We start from the raw sequence: 21,050 nt of genomic DNA on the forward strand, positions 1-21,050 counted from the left end.
AAATACATCCATAATAAAGTAGCAGGCAGGATAACTGCATGGCTCCGGAAGTACTAAAAATTAAGCTTATTCGAATTTTGATACTTGTGTTTATCCCCCGTAACTTCTTAAATAGGCAGATTCAAGTATTGCTCTGGCATAAGATTTCCGTACAGCCAAAACGACTCTATAATCTAATTGGGTTTAGAGTTCTAAATGTAATCAGGAATGATTGTTAAAAAACAGAGGATAGTCTTTGCCTATTTAATAATTGAACTTCTCTTACTCAATCTCGCGTATATTCCATTTTATATGGGAAGATTCGGCGAAATACTTCAACCCTCCTTTTGGGGAAACTTTATTCAATCTCCTCTTTTCGCCTTCATCCTGTTCAATCTTAGCTGGTTACTGATTGTCGCCTTTAAAGGGGCAAATGAAATCTATTTAAGTGAGAATCATTTGAAAAGATTTAAGCACCTGACGATCAATATTCTCGGTTATATGGGGATACTTTCCTCACTTATGCTTGTATTTGAGGTAATCGACTTTGAATGGCAACTGCTGATTTTGCCCCTCAGCCTTTTTGCCGTGCTCAATTTTCTCAGTTTTGCCTGGATTTCAAAAGTTTTCAGATCGAAAATAAGAGAACAAGCCTTCGGCTCAAATTTACTCATTATCGGTGACGGGAAAAGTGGTAGAGAAGTGATGAATTTTAGCAAAAACAACCAACATCTGGGCTATGGCGTCCTGGGATATGTAGTAGATGAGGAAGGAAAGCTGGGAACAAATCAGGAAATTAATGTATTGGGAGAATTAAAAGACTTAGGACAAATTCTCGACAATGTACCTGTTCATGAGATGGTCATCACCTTGCCACGTGAAGAAGATGAAAAAATCCGTCATGCAATAGAAGAGGCCAACTATAGAGGAATTCGCATAAGCATGATCCAGGACAATCCGGAATGGATGGGACATAATTTCAAGGACTATAGACTGGGAGATTTGAACATTATGCAGTTGCGACAAACGCCTCTGGATGATTTCAAACGCTTTATGCTAAAGAAGGTATTTGATACCCTATTTGCATTGGCAGTCCTGGTCCTCTTATCTCCCGTCTATCTTATCATAGGATTGATGATCGTCATTGAATCGGGCTTTCCGGTTTTCTATACTCCTACAAGGAAAAGGGAAGCAGGCATGACTTTTAAATGCTATAAATTCCGGACCATGAATGTGTGTGATGATCCGAATGCAGGTACAAAATCAACTGTCAAAGACGATCCCCGGCTAACCAAAATGGGGAAATTTCTCCGTAAAAAGGATTTGGATGAATTACCCCAATTTTTCAATGTTCTCAAAGGAGAAATGAGTGTTGTGGGTCCTCGGCCCCATCGTGTTCATTTGAAGCAGGACTTTAGAAGTGTCGTGCAGGAGTACATGGTCAGGCATTATGTCAAACCCGGCATTACCGGTTGGGCACAGGTAAATGGATGGCGTGGTCCTACAGTTACCCAGGAACAAAAAGAGGAACGGATCAAGCACGACCTTTGGTACATTGAAAACTGGAGTTTTTGGCTAGATGTAAAAATTGTCTTTCTGACAGTCTTCGGAAAGAAAACCCGCAAGAATGCATTTTAAGCTATCAAAGCTCTCCCTTAAAAATAATCTTCAGCAGCTGGGCAAAATTTAAAGGCATAAATGATGTCCTGAATAGCCTGAATCTCATCCTGGCTAATATTTCTCTCAAAGTTTCCGCCCGAACCAATCAGGATAAGTTTTGCCTGCTCAGATTCAATCATATTCAGAATCATTGTGTGGGTAGTCGCATTGTACTTTTGGTCAAAAAATTCCCAATATGATTCTTCCTCCTTGCCATGAATAATTTCTGATTCAGGGGCAAAGGTATAATCTCTATCCTCGCATTGAATCGTATAACCCAGAAGATCAAGGGGTTTATCTCCCTCATATTGTATGCGGAAACGAATCCAGTGTTCATTTTCTCTTTCGCCTAAATAAAGATGGAATGATTGCTTATTGGTGTATTGAGTTGTTGAGGAAGCATAATACCAGCTGATTCCTTCCTGTAAATCATAGTCTTTTCGGAGTCGAGCGAAAGCATCCTCTTTTTGTTCTTGTTTTTTCTGATAATCGCTCTGAAGGTTGTCCTTTGCCATAGAAATAATGGCATTGGCAAGCGATATATCTCGCTTCTCCTGAGATTCCGCAAGTACATGTACAGCATAGATACGGGCAGAATCCCAATTGTTTTGCTGCATATGCATACGCGCATCTTCAATACTATATCTGTGTTGAGATGAATTAGGAGTACAACTAAAAAGGGAGGTACTGAGGATTAAGAGAGTCAGGAGACGGCTTACGAATATGGGTATATAAAGGGGCATGTGTGAGAACGGAGTTTGTGCATCTCAAAAGTAAAAAGTCTTGCCGCTTTTTTCATGAGAAAAAGAATTCAAATATTACGTATTGTTTCCCTTCTGAAATAATACGCATAGGCCCAGACGTTAATTTTTTACATTTCAAAAACTATTTTATTGATGTAGAACACTTTTTTTATTAAAAATGTTACATAAGTATAAGTATGCGAGGGAATCCATTTAGGGGAAAGCTTCCTTATCTTTTATTAGGGTCAAGCCTGTTTGGGGAAATTCAACTGTAAATTTGTCGCTTTAAGGGCTTTTCCAATAAGTTCATTTGCGTAGATTTTCACTTTCTTTCTATTTTAGTCCAATGAAGCTGAACTTGCTCTTTTTCTTCTTCCTGATTATAAATTCTTTTCCAGCAATAGCCCAGGAAATTCTCGATTCTTCTCCCCTACCCATCGTTGTCATCAATACGCAGGGACAAATCATTCTGGATGATCCTCGGATACAAGCCAGAATGGGTATTATCACCAATGAAGATGGCAATCGGAACCTTTTGAGTGATCCATTCAATGAGTATGATGGCCGCATAAGCATAGAGATCCGGGGATCTTCGTCTCAGCTGTTCCCCAAGAAAGGTTATGGACTGGAAACCCAAATGCCCGATGGAAGCAATAGAAATGTATCTCTGCTCGGTATGCCCAAGGAAAATGACTGGATACTTCATGGTCCCTTCTCCGATAAATCTCTGCTTAGAAATCATTTAGCCTTTTCTCTGGGAGCCAAACTGGGGCAATATACCCCAAGGACGCGCCTGGTGGAATTGATCCTGAATGAAGATTATCAGGGCATATACCTACTCATGGAAAAGATCAAGCGGGATGATGATAGAGTTGATATTGAAAAACTCTCTCCTACGACCCTGAGTACTGATTCCCTTTCGGGAGGCTATATTATCAAGTTAGATAAAGGGACCGGTTCGGGTGCATGGCAGGGTTGGAACAGCCAGGCCGGTAGTTTTTTCCAATATGACTATCCAGATTCAGAAGATATAAATGCCGCCCAGGAGGTATATATCCAAAGCTATGTAGATTCGATGGAAGAAGCCCTTTTCAGTCCGCTTTATCAGGATTCAGAAATAGGCTACCGTAAATTTTTGGATGAAGCATCCTTCATCAATTTTATTCTGATCAATGAATTGAGCAAAAATGTAGATGGGTATAGACTCTCCACCTTTTTTCACAAAGAGAGGGGGGGCAAATTAAAAGCAGGGCCTATCTGGGATTATAATTTGGCCTTTGGCAATGCGAATTATTGTTCGGGATCAGGAACCTTCGGCTGGGGATTGAATTTCAATCAATTTTGCCCGGGAGATGGAGCCAATATCAACAACTATTGGGATCGCCTGTTAACGGATCCTGCTTTTGGGAAAGCAGTGGGTGAAAGGTGGGCTGATTTAAGAGAAGGTAGTTTCCATACCGACAGCATCATGTCTCTCATCGATAACTTCCAGCTTCAAATGGATGACGCAGTTGAGCGCAACTTCGATCGCTGGCCAATTTTGGGTACCTGGATTTGGCCCAATGTGGAAGTAGCAGCTTCCTATCCGGGAGAAATTCAATACCTCAAAGACTGGATAAGAGACCGCCTGGATTGGATGGATCAAAATATGCCCTTTATTAGTAAACAGGTTCTCGGAGTATATAGTCGGCCATCCATTAGTGTATATCCCAATCCCTTCGAAAATGAGATAAACCTCAATGTTACCAGTACCATTAGTGATGAACTGATTTTAGAGGTTCTGGATCTTCGTGGTAAAGTCGTTCGGGAACTGGAGATTATCCGAGAGTCTGGCTTTACCCTGATTTATCAATGGGATGGGAAAAGCTCAAACGGTACAGATCCGGGATCAGGTATTTATCTCTATCGTCTACGGAAAGGAGAAATTCTCATTGAAAACGGAAAGTTGATCAGGAAATAATCAGGCATTCCTTTTTTCAAAGGCTTTCATAAAGTTCACCAATTCCTCAACTCCTGCCAGAGGCATAGGATTATAAATACTTGCCCGCATGCCTCCCAGGGTACGGTAACCTTTCAGCGTTTTTAGGCCCACCTTATCTGCCTCAGCAATGAATTTAGCATCCATCTCAGCATTTCTACTCCGAAATGGGACATTCATCAGAGAGCGATCCCTGCCTTTCACATTGGCATCAAAAAACGCTGATTCATCCAAAAAGTCATAGAGCATTTGTGCCTTTTTTCGGTTCCTTTTTTCCATCTCAGCTACCCCACCCTGTCTGATCGTCCAGTCAAAAACCAATCCTGCCATATAAATAGAAAAACATGGAGGTGTATTATAAGCAGACTTTTTGGCTGCATGTGTACTGTATTTCAGCATGAGGGGAGTTTGCTCCATTTCTTTACCTACCAGCTCTTTTCTGACAATCACGAGGGTAAGACCGGCAGGTCCGATGTTTTTCTGTGCACCAGCATAGATCAATCCAAAATCATCCACTTTATATGCACGAGAAAGAATGTCTGAAGACATATCCGCTACCAGGGGAACGTTCCCGGTATCTGGAATGGAAGGCATACAGGTGCCGAAAATCGTATTGTTTGTAGTAATGTGAATATAATCCGCCTCCGAATCGAAGTTCAAATCTTCAATTGCCGGAATATAGTTATAGTTCTGATCGGCTGAGGAAGCCACTACCCGAACTTCTCCGTACCTGCGAGCTTCTCCAATGGCTTTCTTAGACCAGTTCCCGGTATCGAGGATATCGGCCTTTTTCGAATGCCTGAACAGATTGAGAGGAACCATGGAGAACTGGCTACTGGCTCCTCCTTGAAGAAAGAGAACATAATACTCTTCCCCAATTCCCATGAGCTTTCTGAGGCTTTCCTCTGCCCTATCCAGGATGTCAATAAAGTCAGCAGATCTGTGGCTCATTTCCATCACAGAGATTCCCCTTCCCTGGTAGTCCAGGAGTTCAGCTTGTGCATGTTCCAGCACCTCCTTAGGAAGGACTGCTGGCCCCGCTGAGAAATTATAGACCTTTTGCTTGTTCATCAGGCTTATTTTTGAGAGCGCCAAAATACTCTCATTCCCATATAAATAAAATATTTCTTTTCCGTCCTTGGCGAATTTTTCTCAACTTCCTTTAGATTTTTTTAATTCCAGAAGAATGGACGCTATTACTACTGCTCAAACCAGCATACAAAACTATTTGGAAATCTTCCTTCTTGGCCTTATCATTTACGGTCTTATTGAGATCGCATACCTCTATTTTTTCCGCAAGTATAAAAAGATGCATGAATTTCGACAGAATGGGATCAATTTTCTCTTTGTCATCGGGATGAATGCCTTGATGTCGGTTTTAATTGGGACCATCGGATTGGCGGTCTTTAGTTTGTGGGGCTATACATATGCCATTTTCGAAAGCGATCTGAGCTGGTATTGGTGGATCTATGGCTTGCTGGTATATGAATTCTTCTACTGGGTTCAACATTGGTTGGCACATAAAGTCCGCTTTTTCTGGTGTCTGCATTCTCCTCATCATGCCCCAGAATCAATGAACATGTTTGTGGGCTTCAATCACAATTTCCTGGAAACCATTTTCTATATGCCATTCTTTTTTGGGTTTTTCCCGGCCTTGTTAGGGGTAAATCCTATTATCATTCTTGTAGTGGGAGCTGTTGATGCGATTTGGGGAAATTTGCTCCATATCAATGAGGAAGTGATGCCGGGGAAATATGGTTTTTTGGAAAAGTTTTTACAAACGCCCTCTTATCATCGGGTGCATCATGCTCAAAACGTCCGCTATATGGACACCAACTACAATTCTATGACCCTTTTTTGGGATTGGGTCCTGGGAACTTTACAGCCATTGCAAGCAGAGGAAAAAGTCAAATACGGTATTACCCGAGAGGTAGATACAGGAAGTTTCTGGGATGTACAATTTGGAGAATATGCCTTGCTGCTGAAGGATATTTGGAAGGCGCCGGGTCTAAGAAACAAACTTCTATATCTGGCCATGCCTCCGGGTTGGTCGCATGAAGGAGAGCACAAAACCGTGAAAGTTCTAAAGGGGCAGTTAAAAGAAAAAGAATTAGCCTAAAGAGATCTTTTGTAAACTTTGAGCGCATTGAAACAAACCTCTGGGAACATGAAAGCATCCTTTCCATTTACCTCCTTTGAGGCTTAGCAAAGGGCTACCGCTTCTAGTTAGGTATCCATACCATTCGCCATATTCAGGATCAGAGAAATGAGTCCAGGCATACTCATGGATCCGTTTAAACCAAGTCCAACATGCAGCATCCCCACTAAATAGATAGGCTTTGGAAAGGGCTACCAGTGTCTCCAGATGAACCCACCAAAGCTTTTGATCCCATTCCAGTTGTTCTGTTGGATGTCCTTTTCGATCCAGAAAGTAAAAGATGCCTCCAAATTCTTTATCCCATCCATATTCCAGCATAAATAGCATTCGGTCTTTTGCCAGTTCCATCAAAGCCTTATCAGATTTCCTTTCCGCCAAATCCATGATAAACCACATAGCCTCTATGGCATGTCCAGGATTGAGAAGTCGACCAGAAAAACTATCAGACAAGTTGCCATTAGGACCCACATTTTCCAATATCAATCCTGATTCCTCATCATAAAAAACCTCCATGACTTCATGGATAACTGTTTCTATGGTTTGTTCTACAAATTCCTTTTCCAGCAAATCTTCCAGTTCCAATGAAAGATTGCAAAGGATCATAGGTAAGGCAAAATTTTTCAACTCACGACTAGCCGGATAGGCCTTATTGAATTTGCCTTTGGGATTGTTTTGTCTCTGAAGAATATTGGCGAAAGTTTGCTGAGCAATGACTGCATATTTTTCTTCTCCACTGGCCAGGGCATATTGTCCCATAGCCATGCTCGCAAAGCAATCTGAAAAAATATTATAGGGCTGTACCAAAGCTTGCCCGCTTCGGTCCAAAGAGAAGTACCAATTGCCCTCCTGATCTCTGCCATGTTTCTCGAGGAAGTGAATTCCATGAGCAGATAAGCTCAACCATTCCGGATTTTTTTGAAGTCGATTATACAGCATGCTAAAGGTCCAGGCTTGCCTTCCCTGTAGCCACATAAACTTATCCGTATCATATACCTTTCCTTCTCGACTCAGGCAGCTAAAATATCCTCCGTACTCACGATCAATCGAGTATTTTTCCCAAAAGGGAATAACCCTTTGCCTTAATTCGGCATCATAAAGTCTGGAAAGTGAAGCGGCTTCTTCTTGGATTGCTGCAGGGAACATTTGCTCAGGATTTGATCTCTTGGAGAAATTCTTGGTAACGATTATATAGGTGGCCCGCCTGAGGATAGGCAGATTGCGGACTCATAAAATGAGAGAATTCGAAGGTAATGGCTTTCTCTAATCCGGCGGCTTTTGCTGCTTCCAGTTTCCGCCTGAGTTTGTCCCATTTTATAGGCAGAAATTTGATGGGCATGTCACGGTCAAAACTCTCTGCATTGGTCCAGGAGCGGATGCCATAGCGATCAGCCATTTCTTTGTTCAGGGCAAAATAGTCTGCCAATTGATGGAGCTCTACATGTCCATCCTGAAAGGCTACAATATCGACCACTTCCTTTATGCCATCAAATATCTCGGACCATTCTTCTTCATGCTGCTTGAGAGAGACACTTTCTGCCTTTTCCAGATTTGCCTTGCTACTGAGAATAGCTTTGGTCCCGTCTATATAGGGAGAAATCAAAGTCGGCAAGCCTCCTGATATTTCTTTGCAATGTTTTGCCAGGGTTTTGTAGAGGGTTATAATGCTTCCCGTTCTTCGGCTTACCTCCTGGGAAAGATACCAGCCTTTAAAGGCTTTCTTCTTTCCATACATTTCCCAGACCTCATCAATCACCCGTAAATTGATCTCCGTTTCTTTCTGAAAATTCCCTTCTTCCCACCAGTATTTTCCTGAGTCGTATAAACCAAAATAAAAGCTCATCTCGAATTTCTCCGCAAGATTCAGGAAGAGCTCCAATAGATCCACATAGGGCCTGTAGGCTCCTTCTTCCTGAATCAGGTATCTGGAGGGATAAGTCAATTGACGTTTGTAACCGGAGCGGATCAGAATCACCGTATCAATTCCGACTTTTTTCATATGCTGAAAGTCGGCTTCCCATTCTTCTTTTCCCCAATTTTGATGAGGAATATCATGAGATATTTCGTCCAGAAAAGTCCCGCTTATTTTCACAGTAGTAAATTAAGGAGTAGGAGTAAACTGGTAAAGCTTCAAGGGGAAATCGCTTCGCCCAAAGAGCAAGCGGGGAGATTCAGAATCTTTGTCAAGAATACGGATCGCTCGTGTCTCTCCTTTCACATTCAGTCCACTTTTTGTAGGGGAAAGTGCAGAGAAATTTCCGCTACCATCTCCCAACAAAACAATGCCATGATTGGCATCATATCGACCAAATTTCACCCGGGTTCCATATAAATTACCAGCAAGAATAAGGTCTTTATTCGAATCTCCATTTACATCCAAGACTTCAATTGCGTAAATAGGAGAAAGCTGAGCTTCCAGTGGAAGAGCGTTTATCTCAAAATTCAGATTTCCTTTATTCTTGATATAGATACTTCTGAGTTCGACAGCCTTGAGGTAGCCGGCATCTTTTCTTTCCTCCTCTGTAAAGATATCCTGAAACTGTTGGTCTGCATAATCCTGATAGCGAACATAGCGGGATTTCAACATCGGTAATTGGGCAAGTAGATCATCTTTAGAGACCATGGGATAGGACTTTCCTTCTATATAGTAGCAAAGGATAGGATCAATAGCTGAGTTCTGATCAAAGTCTTTATAGTAAAGCTCAACGGGTTCTGTCGGACTTGCTTTTATTTGGCTATTCAGGCCCAGATTGCCGACAATCATATCCATATCTCCATCCTGATCCATATCGGCAATTTCCAGACTGTTCCACCAGCCTTCACTATTGGGCAGGCTCACAAACTCTTCGGTCCCATTTATCCAATACCTTATCGCTTCCCAATCTCCTACAAAAACAAGGTCAGCTTGCTCATCTCCATTCAAATCTGTCCAACTAGCATCTGTAATCATGCCCATTTCCTTCCAGCGAGGATGTGTATCGGCCGTAAAGTTTCCTTTTCCATCATTAATTAGCATGTATGAGGGTGCAGATAGCGGATAAGTTCCTGGAATCTGACGTGCTCCGATAAAGAGATCTATATCTCCATCACCATCTACATCTGCAGGAGCTACTACTCCCCCACTTATCAGCATTTCTGGAAGCGCACTTTCGGCCTTGACCCAGTTGCTATTTCTATCATTAATATAAAGTCTATCCTGCAAGGCCTCATCTGCACTTGTATATTCACTACCTCCGCTTAGCACATAAAGATCCAGGTCTTTGTCTCCATCTACGTCAAAAAAGATAGCATCCACATCTTCAGCTTCCTGGTCATTGAGAAAAATCGCCTTGGAACTACTTCCAAAACTTCCATCCATTTTTTGTAAAAGGATTTGAGCCGGAGAATCTTTGGCTCCTCCCAGAAAGACATCCTCTCTTCCATCGCCATTTACATCTCCTACTGCCAAAGCTGGGCCTTCTGTAGAGAAGAAATGATGCAAAAGAGGTTGTTGGTTAAAATCATTGTGATTGTTTTCGGTATGCCTGCCCCATTCGCCTTCAATTTCGGAGAAATAAGCGGTAGTTGGTTGGGAATCTCTCGTCTGAGTATCTTCCTGTTTGATTTCTATCCGTGTATCGATCGCTGGCTTTTCATGTACCGAATAGCTTCCGTCCGGCCAGTTGATATGAATCTTTTTTACTACTGAATCCTTACCCAACCCAAAGGTGAGGATAGGTTCAACCGAGGATTGAAATCCTCTGCTTGTCATGACTTGCTGTGTGAGCTTTTTATCCTTGAGTTCGAGCGTTACTTCCGCCCCAATAGCCATGGTGTTAAATTTTGCTCCTTCCAGTTTTAACTGGAGAAAGTGATTTCCGCTTTTTTCCCGGCTATAATTCCGATATACAGAAGCCACTTCATTGATATTGTTGACCACCAGATCAAGGTCGCCATCCAAATCCAAATCTGCATAAGCAGCTCCATTGGAGAGATGATCGCCTCCCAGTCCCCACTCATCAGCCTGGTTCACAAAGCTTAGGTCGCCCTGGTTCTGGTAGAGATAATTGGGGGCTTTGATCGCAGGGATATTTGCGAGAAGTTCAGCAACTGCTACTTCTTTATTCTCCTTCTCAGCTTTGATTTGTTCGTCGGCTGCAAAAGCAAGAAAATCCATATTGGTATAATCGCTTTCATAGCCATTGCTGATAAAAATGTCTTTCCATCCATCCAAGTCATAATCTGCGATCAGGGCTGACCAACTCCAATCGGTATTGGAGATGCCTGAAATTTGTCCAACTTCTACAAAGGAGTTTCCCTGATTGAGCTGGAGCATATTTCTCATGCTTTGATGGTGAAAGCCGGCATCAATCAGCATTTGGTATTTTTGGTAATTGTCTGAGCCGGAAGTCATCTTTTGGCGTTCATGCCCTTCGGGCAACATATCCAGGCTTATGATATCCGGCATACCGTCATTATTCAGGTCCGCTACATCTGAACCCATAGAAAACATGGATACATGATCTGTAAAGTCCCTGATACTCTCCCTGAAGCTGCCATCTTTTTGATTGATGTATAGATAGTCCTCTTCATTATAATCATTGGAAATATACATGTCCAGCCAGCCATCCCGATTTACATCTGCTATAGAGATCCCTAAACCAAATCCTAAAGCATTGGTGATGAGTCCTGCATCTTTGGTGACATTTGTAAAGCCAAAACCCGGAGGGCTTCCTGCCGCATTGACCAACTCACTGCGATAAAGTTTATCTCCATAAAAGGGATTATGTCCTTTTTTATTAGAGGGGAGAAAGCGGCTGAATCCCGCATATTCCTGGACCGAGTGATTGAGCACGTAGAGGTCCAAATCGCCATCTCTGTCATAATCAAAGAATGCGGCCTGGCTTCCATAGCCATTGTCATGCACATCGGTCACTATTGCCATCTCAACAAATTCAACAGCTTTACCATTTGTTTCTTTACCCTTATTGACGAAAAGAAGATTTTCCCTTCTCATCGGAAGATTTGCTGCCGAGCGACTGACGTAGATATCCATCCAGCCATCTCCATTTGCATCGGCCATCGTAACCCCTGTATTCCATAATCCTGCAGCTGCAACTCCTGCCTCTTCTGCCACTTCTTCAAATTCCCAGTTTCCTTTATTCAGATAAAGACGACTTGCCACCATATTTCCAGTGAAATAGATATCTGGCAATCCGTCATTATTCACATCTCCAATAGCTACTCCTCCGCCATTGTAGAAATATCCATAATTGAGTACATGAAATTCGGGAGATTCTCTCAAGAGGTTTTTGAAGGCTATGCCGGTTTGAGAAGGTGAGATTTCAACAAACAATGTCTCAGGAGTCTGAGTGCATCCGGCAATAAACAGGAGAAATCCTGCGATGAGAATCTTAGACAGAGACATAAGGGCTTTTAATGAAAATTGGAAAATAAAAAGTACCAACCAAGCGGTCGGTACTTTTTATTTTTGTGGAAATAGAATTACTTCTTATCCCACCATACTTTTGTGCTGTTTTTGTCACCACCGACTAACTCTGGATGACTTTGAGCCGCGGTAACAGCATCCGCGTTATTACTAAATTCACCATCTACATAGGTCATTCTTCTGAAGATATCAGTCGTTCCCAAATCAGGATTGTCTGAATTCAACAGAGGATAAAGTTTAGGATATCCTGTTCTTCTCACTTCTGCATAAGCTTCCCATCCATCCGGATAGATAGCGATCCACTTCTGCGTAATGATTTGTTCAAGCTGACGCTCAAAATCACCAGCGGCATCATATGCTACAGGGATATCAGAAGGAGGAGCAGAATTAGGTTCTGCAGGATCTCCACCAATTGCAGGAGTATTAGTACTTGCGATATAAGCATCTATATCACTAGCAGCTGCTCCGGCACGGTCTTCCATAGAAGCACGGATACCTGATTCATACAGGTCCTGAGCAGTTCCTCCCATGTTCCAACCACGGAGGGCACCTTCAGCACGAAGGAAAAACACTTCTGCTCTTGTCATAATCTGGATAGCTGGATTAGATCCACCTTTACCTACTGGCAACCAGGACTGACCAATATCAGAGTTGTTTCCATTCAATTCAGGAACTTTGTTCACTTTGGCCTGACCATTTCTCAAACCTTCATATAAGAATCCATCACCATCCTGATCACCAGAAGCGGCAGGACTGAACATGATACCCGCTCTTGGGTCTTCATATCCTTTCAGGATACTTTCCATCAAAGCACTCATACGAAACTCACCCCAGTTGGTGATAGTCGTATAAGGATTGAGAGAGTTTGCCGTAGTGATCATAAATGCGTTGTCAGCATTTACTTCCATAACTCCACCTGAGAAAGCTTTTTCAGCCTCAGATTGAGCTTTTGAAGGATTGGCATATGCAATTCTCATTGCCAGACGAAGGCGAAGAGAGTTTGCAAACTTGATCCACTGATCGACATCTCCTCCATAAATCTGGTCATTGGCTCCAAAGGCATTTCCTCCTCTGCTTGATTCCAGGGTAGCAATAGCTTCGTCAAGGGTAGTGAAGAAATCATTATAGATATCTTCCTGACTGTCATAAGATACGCTGGTCTCCCCGTTCCCAAATTGTGAGTAGATAATCGGACCCCAATAGTCAGTTTGACGATGGTAAGCCTGAACTCTCCAAACTTTGGCGATAGCTTCTTCCAGAGGAAGTCCGTTATCGCGGGCAAAGTCTTCAACAAATTTGATGTTAGGGGCTGCCTGTCCGTAGAAAGAAGACCAAGCCAGATCAATCCAGCGACCTACTTCTACATAACGGTCAGAGTCAAAGTTCGCTGCAGTCGTAGCAAAGTACTGGCTGTACAAATCAGAGAATAAACTCTGAGAGATTTGGAATCGCCAGTGCAATCCGTGCATTCCGTAGTATTGCCCTCTGGCAAATGCCTGTCCCAAAAGAGAAGCATCTACATTCGTAGCAATCAAGGCATCAGGCCTTGTATTAAGTTCTTCAAAATCCCCGGTACAGTTGCTGGAAAGAGCACCTGCTAACAGGACAATGATTAAAAGCTTAAAGTATTTCATGTTTCTGTCTATATGTCAATAAGTTAACAAACATATATGATTTTTGTTATATCTAGAAGTCAATTTTTATACTTCCTCCGAAAGATCTCATCGTTGGAGGACCAAATGACTGGAATCCTTCAGCAGCTTTACCTGTTCCTACCAATACTTCCGGATCAAGATCACCAGCAGCATTATAGAAGAAGAAGAGGTTACGTCCGACTAAAGAAACGGTAACGCCTGTTATAGCTGTTGTCTTAAGGGGCAATCTGTATCCAAGTACAAACTCACGTAATCTAACGTTGGTCGCACTTGTAGAGAAAGCTTCACCTACAGGAGCATTACGTCCACCAAAATTTCTCCAGAAATCCTCAGCAGTAGTTGCAATATTATTAGGCTCTCCGCTTTCGGTTACAGCTGTATACTCGTCAAAGAAACCGTCCTGACCGAAGATTAAGCCACCTTCGCGCCCCTGAAGGGTTTGCTCAGTCAAACCATCTGCGTAGATAATTGCATTGGTAAGGGAAGTTACACTACCTCCTACTCTCGCATCTACCAGGAAGCTCAAGTTGATGGCTTTGTAAGAAATTTCATTTCTCAAACCACCTAACCAGTCAGGATTGTAGTTGGCAACCAGTTCGGTCAATCCATTGGTTACCAATGGCAAGCCATTGTCTCCAACAATTACACGGCCTTGATCATCTTTCTGGAATCCACGGGAATAAACCTCACCCCAGGGTCTGCCTTGCTCGATACGGAATGAGCGTAGGAAGTCCTGAGCAACAGAAATACTGGGTCTTTGGTCATTGATCTGAACAACTGTACTTCTGTTACGAGTAAAGTTGAACAAGATGTCCCACTGAAAATCAGAAGTTTGAACCGGACGTAAAGAAAGTACGGCTTCGATACCTTTATTTTCAACATCTCCCCCATTGGTAAAGAACTGAGAAGCTCCTGAACCTACAGGTAGAGCGATGGAGAATAACTGGTTTTTGGAGTTGGTCTGGTACCAGGTGAAGTCAAGTCCTACGCGGTTGTTGAAAAAGCGAAGGTCAGCTCCTAATTCCAAAGAAGTTGTTTCCTCAGGAAGCAAGTTCTCATTAGGAATCGTAGTACTCAAGGCCAGGAATCCATTATTTCCACCTGCACCTACACTAGCAGTACGCAAGGTTTGGAAAGGACCCGTATCATTACCCACAATCGCATAAGATCCTCTCAATTTAAAGAAAGTGATCCAGGTAGGCATTTCTGTTAACTCAGAAAGGATAGCACTCAATCCAAATGATGGATAGAAGAATGATGCATTGTCCGTAGGCAAAGTAGAACTCCAGTCATTACGACCCGTTATGTCGAAATAGATTGCGTCTTTATATCCCAACTGAGCAAAACCATAGATAGAATTTACATCTCTTGGAGAACCAAAGCTATGAGTCGCACGGTTATCAGAGGTGTTACCGATGGTAAAGAAGTTCGGTACAATCAATGCATCTCCTGTATTTGCACTCAAGGTAGATCCTCTTTCCTTACGAGTATTTGCTCCCAGATTTACATTCAAAGAAAGGTCATCTGTAAGGTACTTATCATAAGTAATCAAGAGGTCATTATTCCATTCGTAGAATTCTCCTCTACTTACGGTATAGCGTCCATTGTCACCAATGATATAGTTATCTACCCAAAGTCTGTCTTCTCCCTGGCTTACAAAGCGGTCAAGAGAAGTACGAGCAAGAATAGAAATCTCATCCGTTAGCTGATATTTCAAGCTGGCAAATCCGATAATACGGTCTACATCTCTCTGATTGGTGGCACGATTGATCGACCAGTAAGGATTGGCTCCCCCGTTTGAACCGGGATTCCAATAGTGCTGTCTATTCGATCCTTCGGCATCTGTGTATTCAAAAATAGAAACATCTTCTGTTCTGATGTTTCTTGGAAGGCGTAGGGCATGACGAACAGGATTGGCAAAGTTCTCACCCTGTGGCAACTGATTGTCTACATCTTCACGGATGTAGTTCAACTTTGTATCCAAGGTCAATTTATTGGCCAATTTATTGGTTATCCGGATGTGCGCATTGTGTCTACGGAGATTATTATTCGGGACAATCCCTTCGGCATCAGTGAATGTATAAGAGAAATACGTCTGGGTATTCTCCGTACCTGCATTAATGGCAAAGTTGGTTGCCCAGTTGTAACCCGTCTGGAAGAAATCACTTACGTTGTCGGGTTGAGCAGCTAGCGTATAAGATTGAGTTGGGAAATTTGGGTCTGGAGACCAGTGGTCAACCGTTGTTCCCATTCTTGGTCCCCAGGCTTGCTCTGAAGCTGGTGAATATTGACCTGTATTACCCTGTCCATACTCATTTTGGTATTCGGTCAGAATAATTGGCTGATTTGCCTGATAGGTTGTACTCACACTCACATTATATCCACCTGCAGTTCCGGACTTGGTAGTTATAACGATGGCTCCATTGTTTGCACGGTTACCATAAAGGGCCGCAGCATTAGGACCTTTCAATACGGAGATGGAAGCAATATCATCTGGATTCACATCTGTGATATCCCCCAGAATCGGTACTCCATCTACGATGTAAAGCGGCTGACTGTTTCCTGCAATAGATCGGTTTCCTCTAAGGATGATCCGTGCGGGAGCGCCAACTCCTGCTCCTGAAGGGCTCACGGATATACCCGCAACCTTTCCGGATAGAGACTCTCCAACATTGAGGGCTCTGGCTTTTGATAAATCGTCAGTATTTACATTTTGAGCAGCAGAGGTGAGTGATTTCGCATCACGTTCAATTCCAAGGGCGGTAATAACAACCTCTTCAGCTAGAGCATCTTCTACCTCCATACTGACATTGACAGTTGTATTATCTCCCAATAGAACCTCCCGGGTGTTGTATCCGATGTAGCTAAATACCAGGGTTTCTCCGGCATTGGCTTCAACTTCATACTGACCTTGATTATTGGCCAGGGCACCACGGGTAGTTCCTTTTACTCTGACGGATGCACCCGCAAGGGCTTCTCCATCAGGACCTGTGATACTTCCTCTATAGGTGGCTACTTCAGGAGCGAGCTCCGTAAGTACAGCTACCGAGGAATTTTCAACAGGTAATGTCTGGCCCATCATGCTTGAGGAACATAGAAAGACCAAACAGCTCAGAAATATCGATCTAAGGATATTTCTTGTGTTAGTACAAGTTACCATAGTAATTAAATTAGTTTCCGTAGGCTAAATGTATTGTAAAGAACGATGATTAGTAGTTTCTACTCCGATCAGCCAACCATGACGATCGGTATATTTTTTTTGCTAGTCGCAATCAGAAATGTGGTGGAAATAAAGTCTTGCAATTAAGGCAGTATTGCAATCGAGTTGTGAAAATTTGATTGAGTTGCTGCAGTAGTGATAGTTAATCATAGCAATTCCTATAGTTACTGTAAGCCTTCCCCACTGTTATTATTTCCTCTGTTTTTGGGGTTAAAACCCTGATTTTAACCTAAGTAGTCCTTCAAATTCAAGAAAATCTGTTAATTCTTTAAGATATCCTTTGACAAGTATAATAAATTATTTTTTATTGTGCACGTGCACAACGCATTTTTGCACGTGCACACCTTTATATATCGGATACAAGATTTTCCAATTTTTTTTATATTTGTTATGTAATGGAAAAGAAAAGCTATACCATAAAGGATATAGCCAAGATGGCTAAGGTATCCAGAGGGACTGTTGACAGGGTCTTGCACAATAGGGGAAAAGTTTCAGAAGACGCTCTTATTCGAGTGAATGAAGTTTTAGAAAAAATTAATTATCACCCCAATCTTATCGCCAGAAGTCTAAAGAATAGCAAAGACTACTACGTAGCTGTTCTTATGCCGGACTATCAGAGCGATGCATACTGGAAGACTTGTTACAAGGGCATTAAAGATGCTGCCAAAGAATTTAAATCTTATGGTGTGAGCATCGAGCTATACTTCTTCACGATAAGCGAAGCGGGCTCCTTTATGGAGGCCTTTGATAAAATTCTGGAAGCAAATCCTGATGGACTTGTACTAGTACCTGCCTTTTCCCAGGAAGCCAAAAAGGTATATCAAGTCTGTGAAGAAAGATCCATTGCATACAATACCTTCAATACCCCGCCAGAAGAAGGAGTGGAAGCTTCTTTTGTAGGACAGGATATGATACAAAGTGGCCGTCTGGGGGCAGAACTGCTCCATTTGCTTGACAAGGATGCCAGCAGACTCCTCATTGTTCATATCAATGATGAAGAATTTGAAAATGCGATTCACCTTAAGAAAAAGGAAAGAGGTTTCCGGGCCTATCTTTCTGAACGTTCGGATATTGAAATTCTTCGATTGAGCATCCAACATTCTGATATAGAAGATCAACTGGCGGAGATTCGAAAATTTTTGTTGGAAAACGAAAATATCTCAGGCATTTGGGTCAGTAGCTCCAAAGCCTTTGTAGTAGCAGAGGTATTAAGTGAGTTGAACCTAAGGATCAGCCTTGTGGGATATGACCTGATCGAAAAAAATACTCGATTTTTGCAAGAGGGAAATATCGATTTCCTCATCAATCAAAATCCTCGTTCCCAGGCATTCTTCTCGGTGGCCCATGTAGCAGAAACGCTCGCCTTCCAAAAAGAAATGCCCGATGAACATTTACTACCCATAGATATCGTTAGTCGTGAGAATTTGATCTTTTATTTGAAAAATAAAAGAAACAGGACTAAACTCCTGATATAGGCTATTGCTGGCTTAAATCGAAGATCTTTTCCATCAATATCCATTTTTCTCCTGCTTTTGCCCAGGGAAGGCTTTGTTGAAATTTCCACATAAGCTCTTCCCACTCCTGCACTTTGGGATTGCCAGCATCCAGACGTGATTTTTCTTCGAAATCAAATTTTTCGTCTACTTCCATAATCATAAACAATCGATTTCCGGAAAGAAAAATTTCCATAGACTCGATTCCCGATGCATAAATACTCTCTTTGATTTCGGGCCAAATCGCACCGGGAGCATGATAGGCTTTGTACTGGGTGATTAGCTCCGGATTATCTTTCAAATCCAGGCACAGGCTAAATTTTCTAGAAGGCATGTTCCCTTATTTTTCCAGAAGTTAGTGTTTTTGTCAAATAGCTCGCACATGATTAAGCATCTTTCCCAAATCACGTTCCTATTTATCCTCATTTCTTGCGGTTGTAGACCGAATGAGAGTCAAGAACAGTCTGTATTGGATTTCGTCGATCCTTTGATCGGCACAGCTTTCCACGGCCATACCTTTCCAGGTCCAGTCCTTCCGCATGCGCGTATTCAGCCGGGACCCGACACCCATATTATGGGTTGGGATGCCAGCAGTGGATATCACTACGATGACAGCCTGCTTTATGGTTTTAGCCAAACCCATTTGAGTGGAACCGGGATAGGTGATATGGGAGATATTCTGATTCTGCCCTTTTTGGGGGAAGTGGGAGAAAACAAGCCCATAGCTGAACTAGATCATGAAAGCGAAGAGGCGGAAGCCGGATATTATGGGATAAAAGTTAAGCCCTGGGAAATATTTGCAGAAATGACGGCCACCTCCCATACTGCTATATATACATTCAGCTATCCGGCAAATGCCACTCCCCGTATAATGATCGATCTCGAACATATCTTACAGCCCAATTGGGGACATAAATTGATTTCTTCTGAGATCAGGAAGGTTGATGATTATAGCCTGGAAGGATTTCGATTTACTTCTGGTTGGGCTAAAGATGATCCGATTTGGTTCCGCATCAGCTTTAATCAAGCCCTGGACAAGATAGATTTGAAAGTAGATGGTAATATGCAGGAAAATAGCGAGATCGCGCGAGCAACTGCTATGACTGCCTTTTTAAGTTTTGCTCCATCAGATCAAGCTTTGGAAGCACGAATCAGTGTTTCTTCAGTAGATAAATTGGGAGCGAGGCAAAACCTGGAAAAAACAGTTTCCCTTTCTTTCGAACAACATAAAAAAGAGGCTCAAAGGAAATGGAAATCGGAATTGGACAAGATCCAGATCAAGACGGCAGATGAAGCTATCAAAAAGAACTTTTATACCGCTCTGTATCATAGCAAGATCGCTCCCATGAATTTCACTGATCTGGATGGAAGGTTTCGGGGAATTGATCAGAAAATCTATACCAAAGGAGTCGAAGACAGCTATACCGTCTATTCTTTATGGGATGTGTTTCGGAGTTGGTATCCGCTCATGACGATCATTGAGCCTGACCGATCCAGAAGCTGGGCTTATGATTTGTATGATCATTCGCAGAAAGGAGGCCTTCTACCAAAATGGGCCCTGAATGGAAATTATACGGGAACCATGGTGGGATATCCTGCCGTTGCAATTTTGGCAGATGCTTATGCAAAGCGCATGATAGACTCCATCCCCGAGCAGCTGCTCGATGCAAGCGTCAAAGCATCCTCCTGGCAGGAGGATTTCAATCGAAAACATAGAGGAACACGGGCGGAACGTGTCATGCCTAAACAAATCTATTTCAAAGAAGCTCATGGATTCATCCCCGCCGATAGTAGTAATGCTTCCGTTTCCTATGGCCTGGAAATGGCCTACTATGATTGGTGTGTAGCAGAGATAGCAAAAGGCATGGCGAATAAAGAAGTAGAAGAAAAGTATCGAATAAAAGCAGCTGCCTATCAGAAGTACTTTGATCCGGGGGTAGGATTTATGCGAGGACTCAATATGGATGGAAGCAGAGCAACAAAATTCAATCCGCGCTTATCAGATCATGAGCATTCAGATTATATCGAAGGCAATGCCTGGCAATGGACCCCTTTGGTATTGCATGATCCGGAGGGTTTTAGAGAATTGCTGGGTGGGAAAGAAGCCCTGGGGATTTGGTTAGACTCTTTATTTACGACTTCTTCTGAGATAGCCGGGGAAAATGCTTCAGCAGATATCACCGGACTTATCGGGCAGTATGCCCATGGAAACGAACCCAGTCATCACGTTCCCTTTCTGTATCAATACTCAGATCGCCCCTGGAGGACACAGGAAGTTCTGGACCAGATCCTCTATGAATTCTACACCCCTACCCCAGATGGCATTATTGGAAATGAAGATTGTGGCCAAATGTCGGCCTGGTATGTTCTCAATGCCTTGGGATTGTATCAATTGACTCCTGGTAAAGCAGAATTTCATATTGGAAGACCCCTTATTGAGGAAGCTAAGGTCTGGCAGGGGAAAGGCTACTTTCAGATAAAAGTCCATAATAATTCCCGCCAACATAAGTATGTGGAAAAGGTGATGCTAAATGGGAAGGAGTTGCAGGAATGGAGAATTGATTATTCCGATTTACAGCCGGGTGCTATTATTGAAATTTTCATGAGTGATAACAGAAATTCTTAGAAAGTTTTTACCAAAGATTGAAGAGTAGAATAATTCCCAACATAATTGCTGAAATACCGCCTATTATTAATCTAGTCCTTTTGAGCACATCGTATTCTTTTACTTCTTCCATTA

The 21,050-nt window shown here is 42.5% G+C and carries 13 protein-coding genes; 5 read left to right on the forward strand and 8 right to left on the reverse strand.

The window, feature by feature from the left end; translation table 11 throughout:
* The first annotated feature begins 207 nt into the window (after positions 1 to 207).
* On the forward strand, positions 208 to 1,617 hold the full coding sequence (locus tag R8P61_36135; protein MDW3652564.1) for an exopolysaccharide biosynthesis polyprenyl glycosylphosphotransferase: 1,410 nt from the start codon (positions 208 to 210) through the stop codon (positions 1,615 to 1,617).
* Between the two features lie 17 nt (positions 1,618 to 1,634).
* On the opposite strand, the gene R8P61_36140 is transcribed toward R8P61_36135, so the two are convergent.
* Positions 1,635 to 2,381 (reverse strand): hypothetical protein, encoded by a 747-nt coding sequence (locus tag R8P61_36140; GenBank protein MDW3652565.1) that lies wholly within the window; start codon positions 2,379 to 2,381, stop codon positions 1,635 to 1,637.
* A gap of 346 nt (positions 2,382 to 2,727) precedes the next feature.
* Here R8P61_36140 and R8P61_36145 point away from each other — a divergent pair, with 346 nt between their 5' ends.
* Positions 2,728 to 4,341 (forward strand): CotH kinase family protein, encoded by a 1,614-nt coding sequence (locus R8P61_36145; protein MDW3652566.1) that lies wholly within the window; start codon positions 2,728 to 2,730, stop codon positions 4,339 to 4,341.
* Here the strand turns inward: R8P61_36145 and serC are convergent, their stop codons facing one another.
* Positions 4,342 to 5,430: a 3-phosphoserine/phosphohydroxythreonine transaminase gene (serC, locus tag R8P61_36150; GenBank protein ID MDW3652567.1), complete on the reverse strand. Its 1,089-nt coding sequence runs from the start codon at positions 5,428 to 5,430 to the stop codon at positions 4,342 to 4,344.
* Positions 5,431 to 5,545: 115 nt separating this feature from the next.
* On the opposite strand from serC, the gene R8P61_36155 reads away from it, so the two are divergent.
* Complete coding sequence (locus R8P61_36155; protein ID MDW3652568.1) at positions 5,546 to 6,478, forward strand: sterol desaturase family protein; 933 nt, start codon at positions 5,546 to 5,548, stop codon at positions 6,476 to 6,478.
* Here the strand turns inward: R8P61_36155 and R8P61_36160 are convergent.
* From R8P61_36160 to R8P61_36180, 5 genes are all read right to left on the reverse strand, one after another.
* On the reverse strand, positions 6,470 to 7,660 hold the full coding sequence (locus R8P61_36160) for an AGE family epimerase/isomerase (protein ID MDW3652569.1): 1,191 nt from the start codon (positions 7,658 to 7,660) through the stop codon (positions 6,470 to 6,472). The two genes, R8P61_36155 and R8P61_36160, sit on opposite strands and share 9 nt — an antisense overlap.
* Before the next feature lie 4 nt (positions 7,661 to 7,664).
* A complete protein-coding gene (locus R8P61_36165) occupies positions 7,665 to 8,606 on the reverse strand; it encodes a DUF4434 domain-containing protein (GenBank protein ID MDW3652570.1) in 942 nt (313 codons plus the stop codon).
* A gap of 9 nt (positions 8,607 to 8,615) precedes the next feature.
* A complete protein-coding gene (locus R8P61_36170) occupies positions 8,616 to 11,921 on the reverse strand; it encodes a VCBS repeat-containing protein (GenBank protein ID MDW3652571.1) in 3,306 nt (1,101 codons plus the stop codon).
* Positions 11,922 to 11,998: 77 nt separating this feature from the next.
* A complete protein-coding gene (locus tag R8P61_36175; GenBank protein ID MDW3652572.1) occupies positions 11,999 to 13,576 on the reverse strand; it encodes a SusD/RagB family nutrient-binding outer membrane lipoprotein in 1,578 nt (525 codons plus the stop codon).
* Between the two features lie 52 nt (positions 13,577 to 13,628).
* Entirely contained in the window at positions 13,629 to 16,679 is a 3,051-nt protein-coding gene (locus R8P61_36180; GenBank protein MDW3652573.1) for a SusC/RagA family TonB-linked outer membrane protein, read from the reverse strand.
* 533 nt (positions 16,680 to 17,212) lie between these two features.
* On the opposite strand from R8P61_36180, the gene R8P61_36185 reads away from it, so the two are divergent.
* Positions 17,213 to 18,292, forward strand: coding sequence for a LacI family DNA-binding transcriptional regulator (locus R8P61_36185; protein MDW3652574.1), 1,080 nt, complete (start codon positions 17,213 to 17,215; stop codon positions 18,290 to 18,292).
* Position 18,293: 1 nt separating this feature from the next.
* On the opposite strand, the gene R8P61_36190 is transcribed toward R8P61_36185, so the two are convergent.
* Positions 18,294 to 18,644, reverse strand: a complete 351-nt coding sequence (locus R8P61_36190) for an L-rhamnose mutarotase (protein ID MDW3652575.1) — start codon at positions 18,642 to 18,644, stop codon at positions 18,294 to 18,296.
* Between the two features lie 48 nt (positions 18,645 to 18,692).
* Here R8P61_36190 and R8P61_36195 point away from each other — a divergent pair, with 48 nt between their 5' ends.
* Positions 18,693 to 20,936 carry a GH92 family glycosyl hydrolase gene (locus R8P61_36195; GenBank protein MDW3652576.1) on the forward strand — a complete coding sequence of 748 codons (2,244 nt, stop codon included), beginning with the start codon at positions 18,693 to 18,695 and terminating at the stop codon, positions 20,934 to 20,936.
* Positions 20,937 to 21,050: the final 114 nt, after the last annotated feature.

It is taken from the genome of Bacteroidia bacterium (assembly GCA_033391075.1).
Taxonomy (GTDB): Bacteria; Bacteroidota; Bacteroidia; order J057; family J057; genus JAWPMV01.

Excerpts from the sequence above, each read along its gene's own strand:
- R8P61_36190 (MDW3652575.1), bottom strand. The coding sequence starts at position 18,644 with ATGCCTTCTAGAAAATTTAGCCTGTGCCTGGATTTGAAAGATAATCCG.
- R8P61_36170 (MDW3652571.1), bottom strand. The coding sequence starts at position 11,921 with ATGTCTCTGTCTAAGATTCTCATCGCAGGATTTCTCCTGTTTATTGCC.
- R8P61_36145 (MDW3652566.1), top strand. The coding sequence starts at position 2,728 with ATGAAGCTGAACTTGCTCTTTTTCTTCTTCCTGATTATAAATTCTTTT.
- R8P61_36135 (MDW3652564.1), top strand. The coding sequence starts at position 208 with ATGATTGTTAAAAAACAGAGGATAGTCTTTGCCTATTTAATAATTGAA.
- serC (MDW3652567.1), bottom strand. The coding sequence starts at position 5,430 with ATGAACAAGCAAAAGGTCTATAATTTCTCAGCGGGGCCAGCAGTCCTT.
- R8P61_36185 (MDW3652574.1), top strand. The coding sequence starts at position 17,213 with ATGGAAAAGAAAAGCTATACCATAAAGGATATAGCCAAGATGGCTAAG.
- R8P61_36180 (MDW3652573.1), bottom strand. The coding sequence starts at position 16,679 with ATGATGGGCCAGACATTACCTGTTGAAAATTCCTCGGTAGCTGTACTT.
- R8P61_36140 (MDW3652565.1), bottom strand. The coding sequence starts at position 2,381 with ATGCCCCTTTATATACCCATATTCGTAAGCCGTCTCCTGACTCTCTTA.
- R8P61_36160 (MDW3652569.1), bottom strand. The coding sequence starts at position 7,660 with ATGTTCCCTGCAGCAATCCAAGAAGAAGCCGCTTCACTTTCCAGACTT.
- R8P61_36195 (MDW3652576.1), top strand. The coding sequence starts at position 18,693 with ATGATTAAGCATCTTTCCCAAATCACGTTCCTATTTATCCTCATTTCT.
- R8P61_36155 (MDW3652568.1), top strand. The coding sequence starts at position 5,546 with ATGGACGCTATTACTACTGCTCAAACCAGCATACAAAACTATTTGGAA.
- R8P61_36175 (MDW3652572.1), bottom strand. The coding sequence starts at position 13,576 with ATGAAATACTTTAAGCTTTTAATCATTGTCCTGTTAGCAGGTGCTCTT.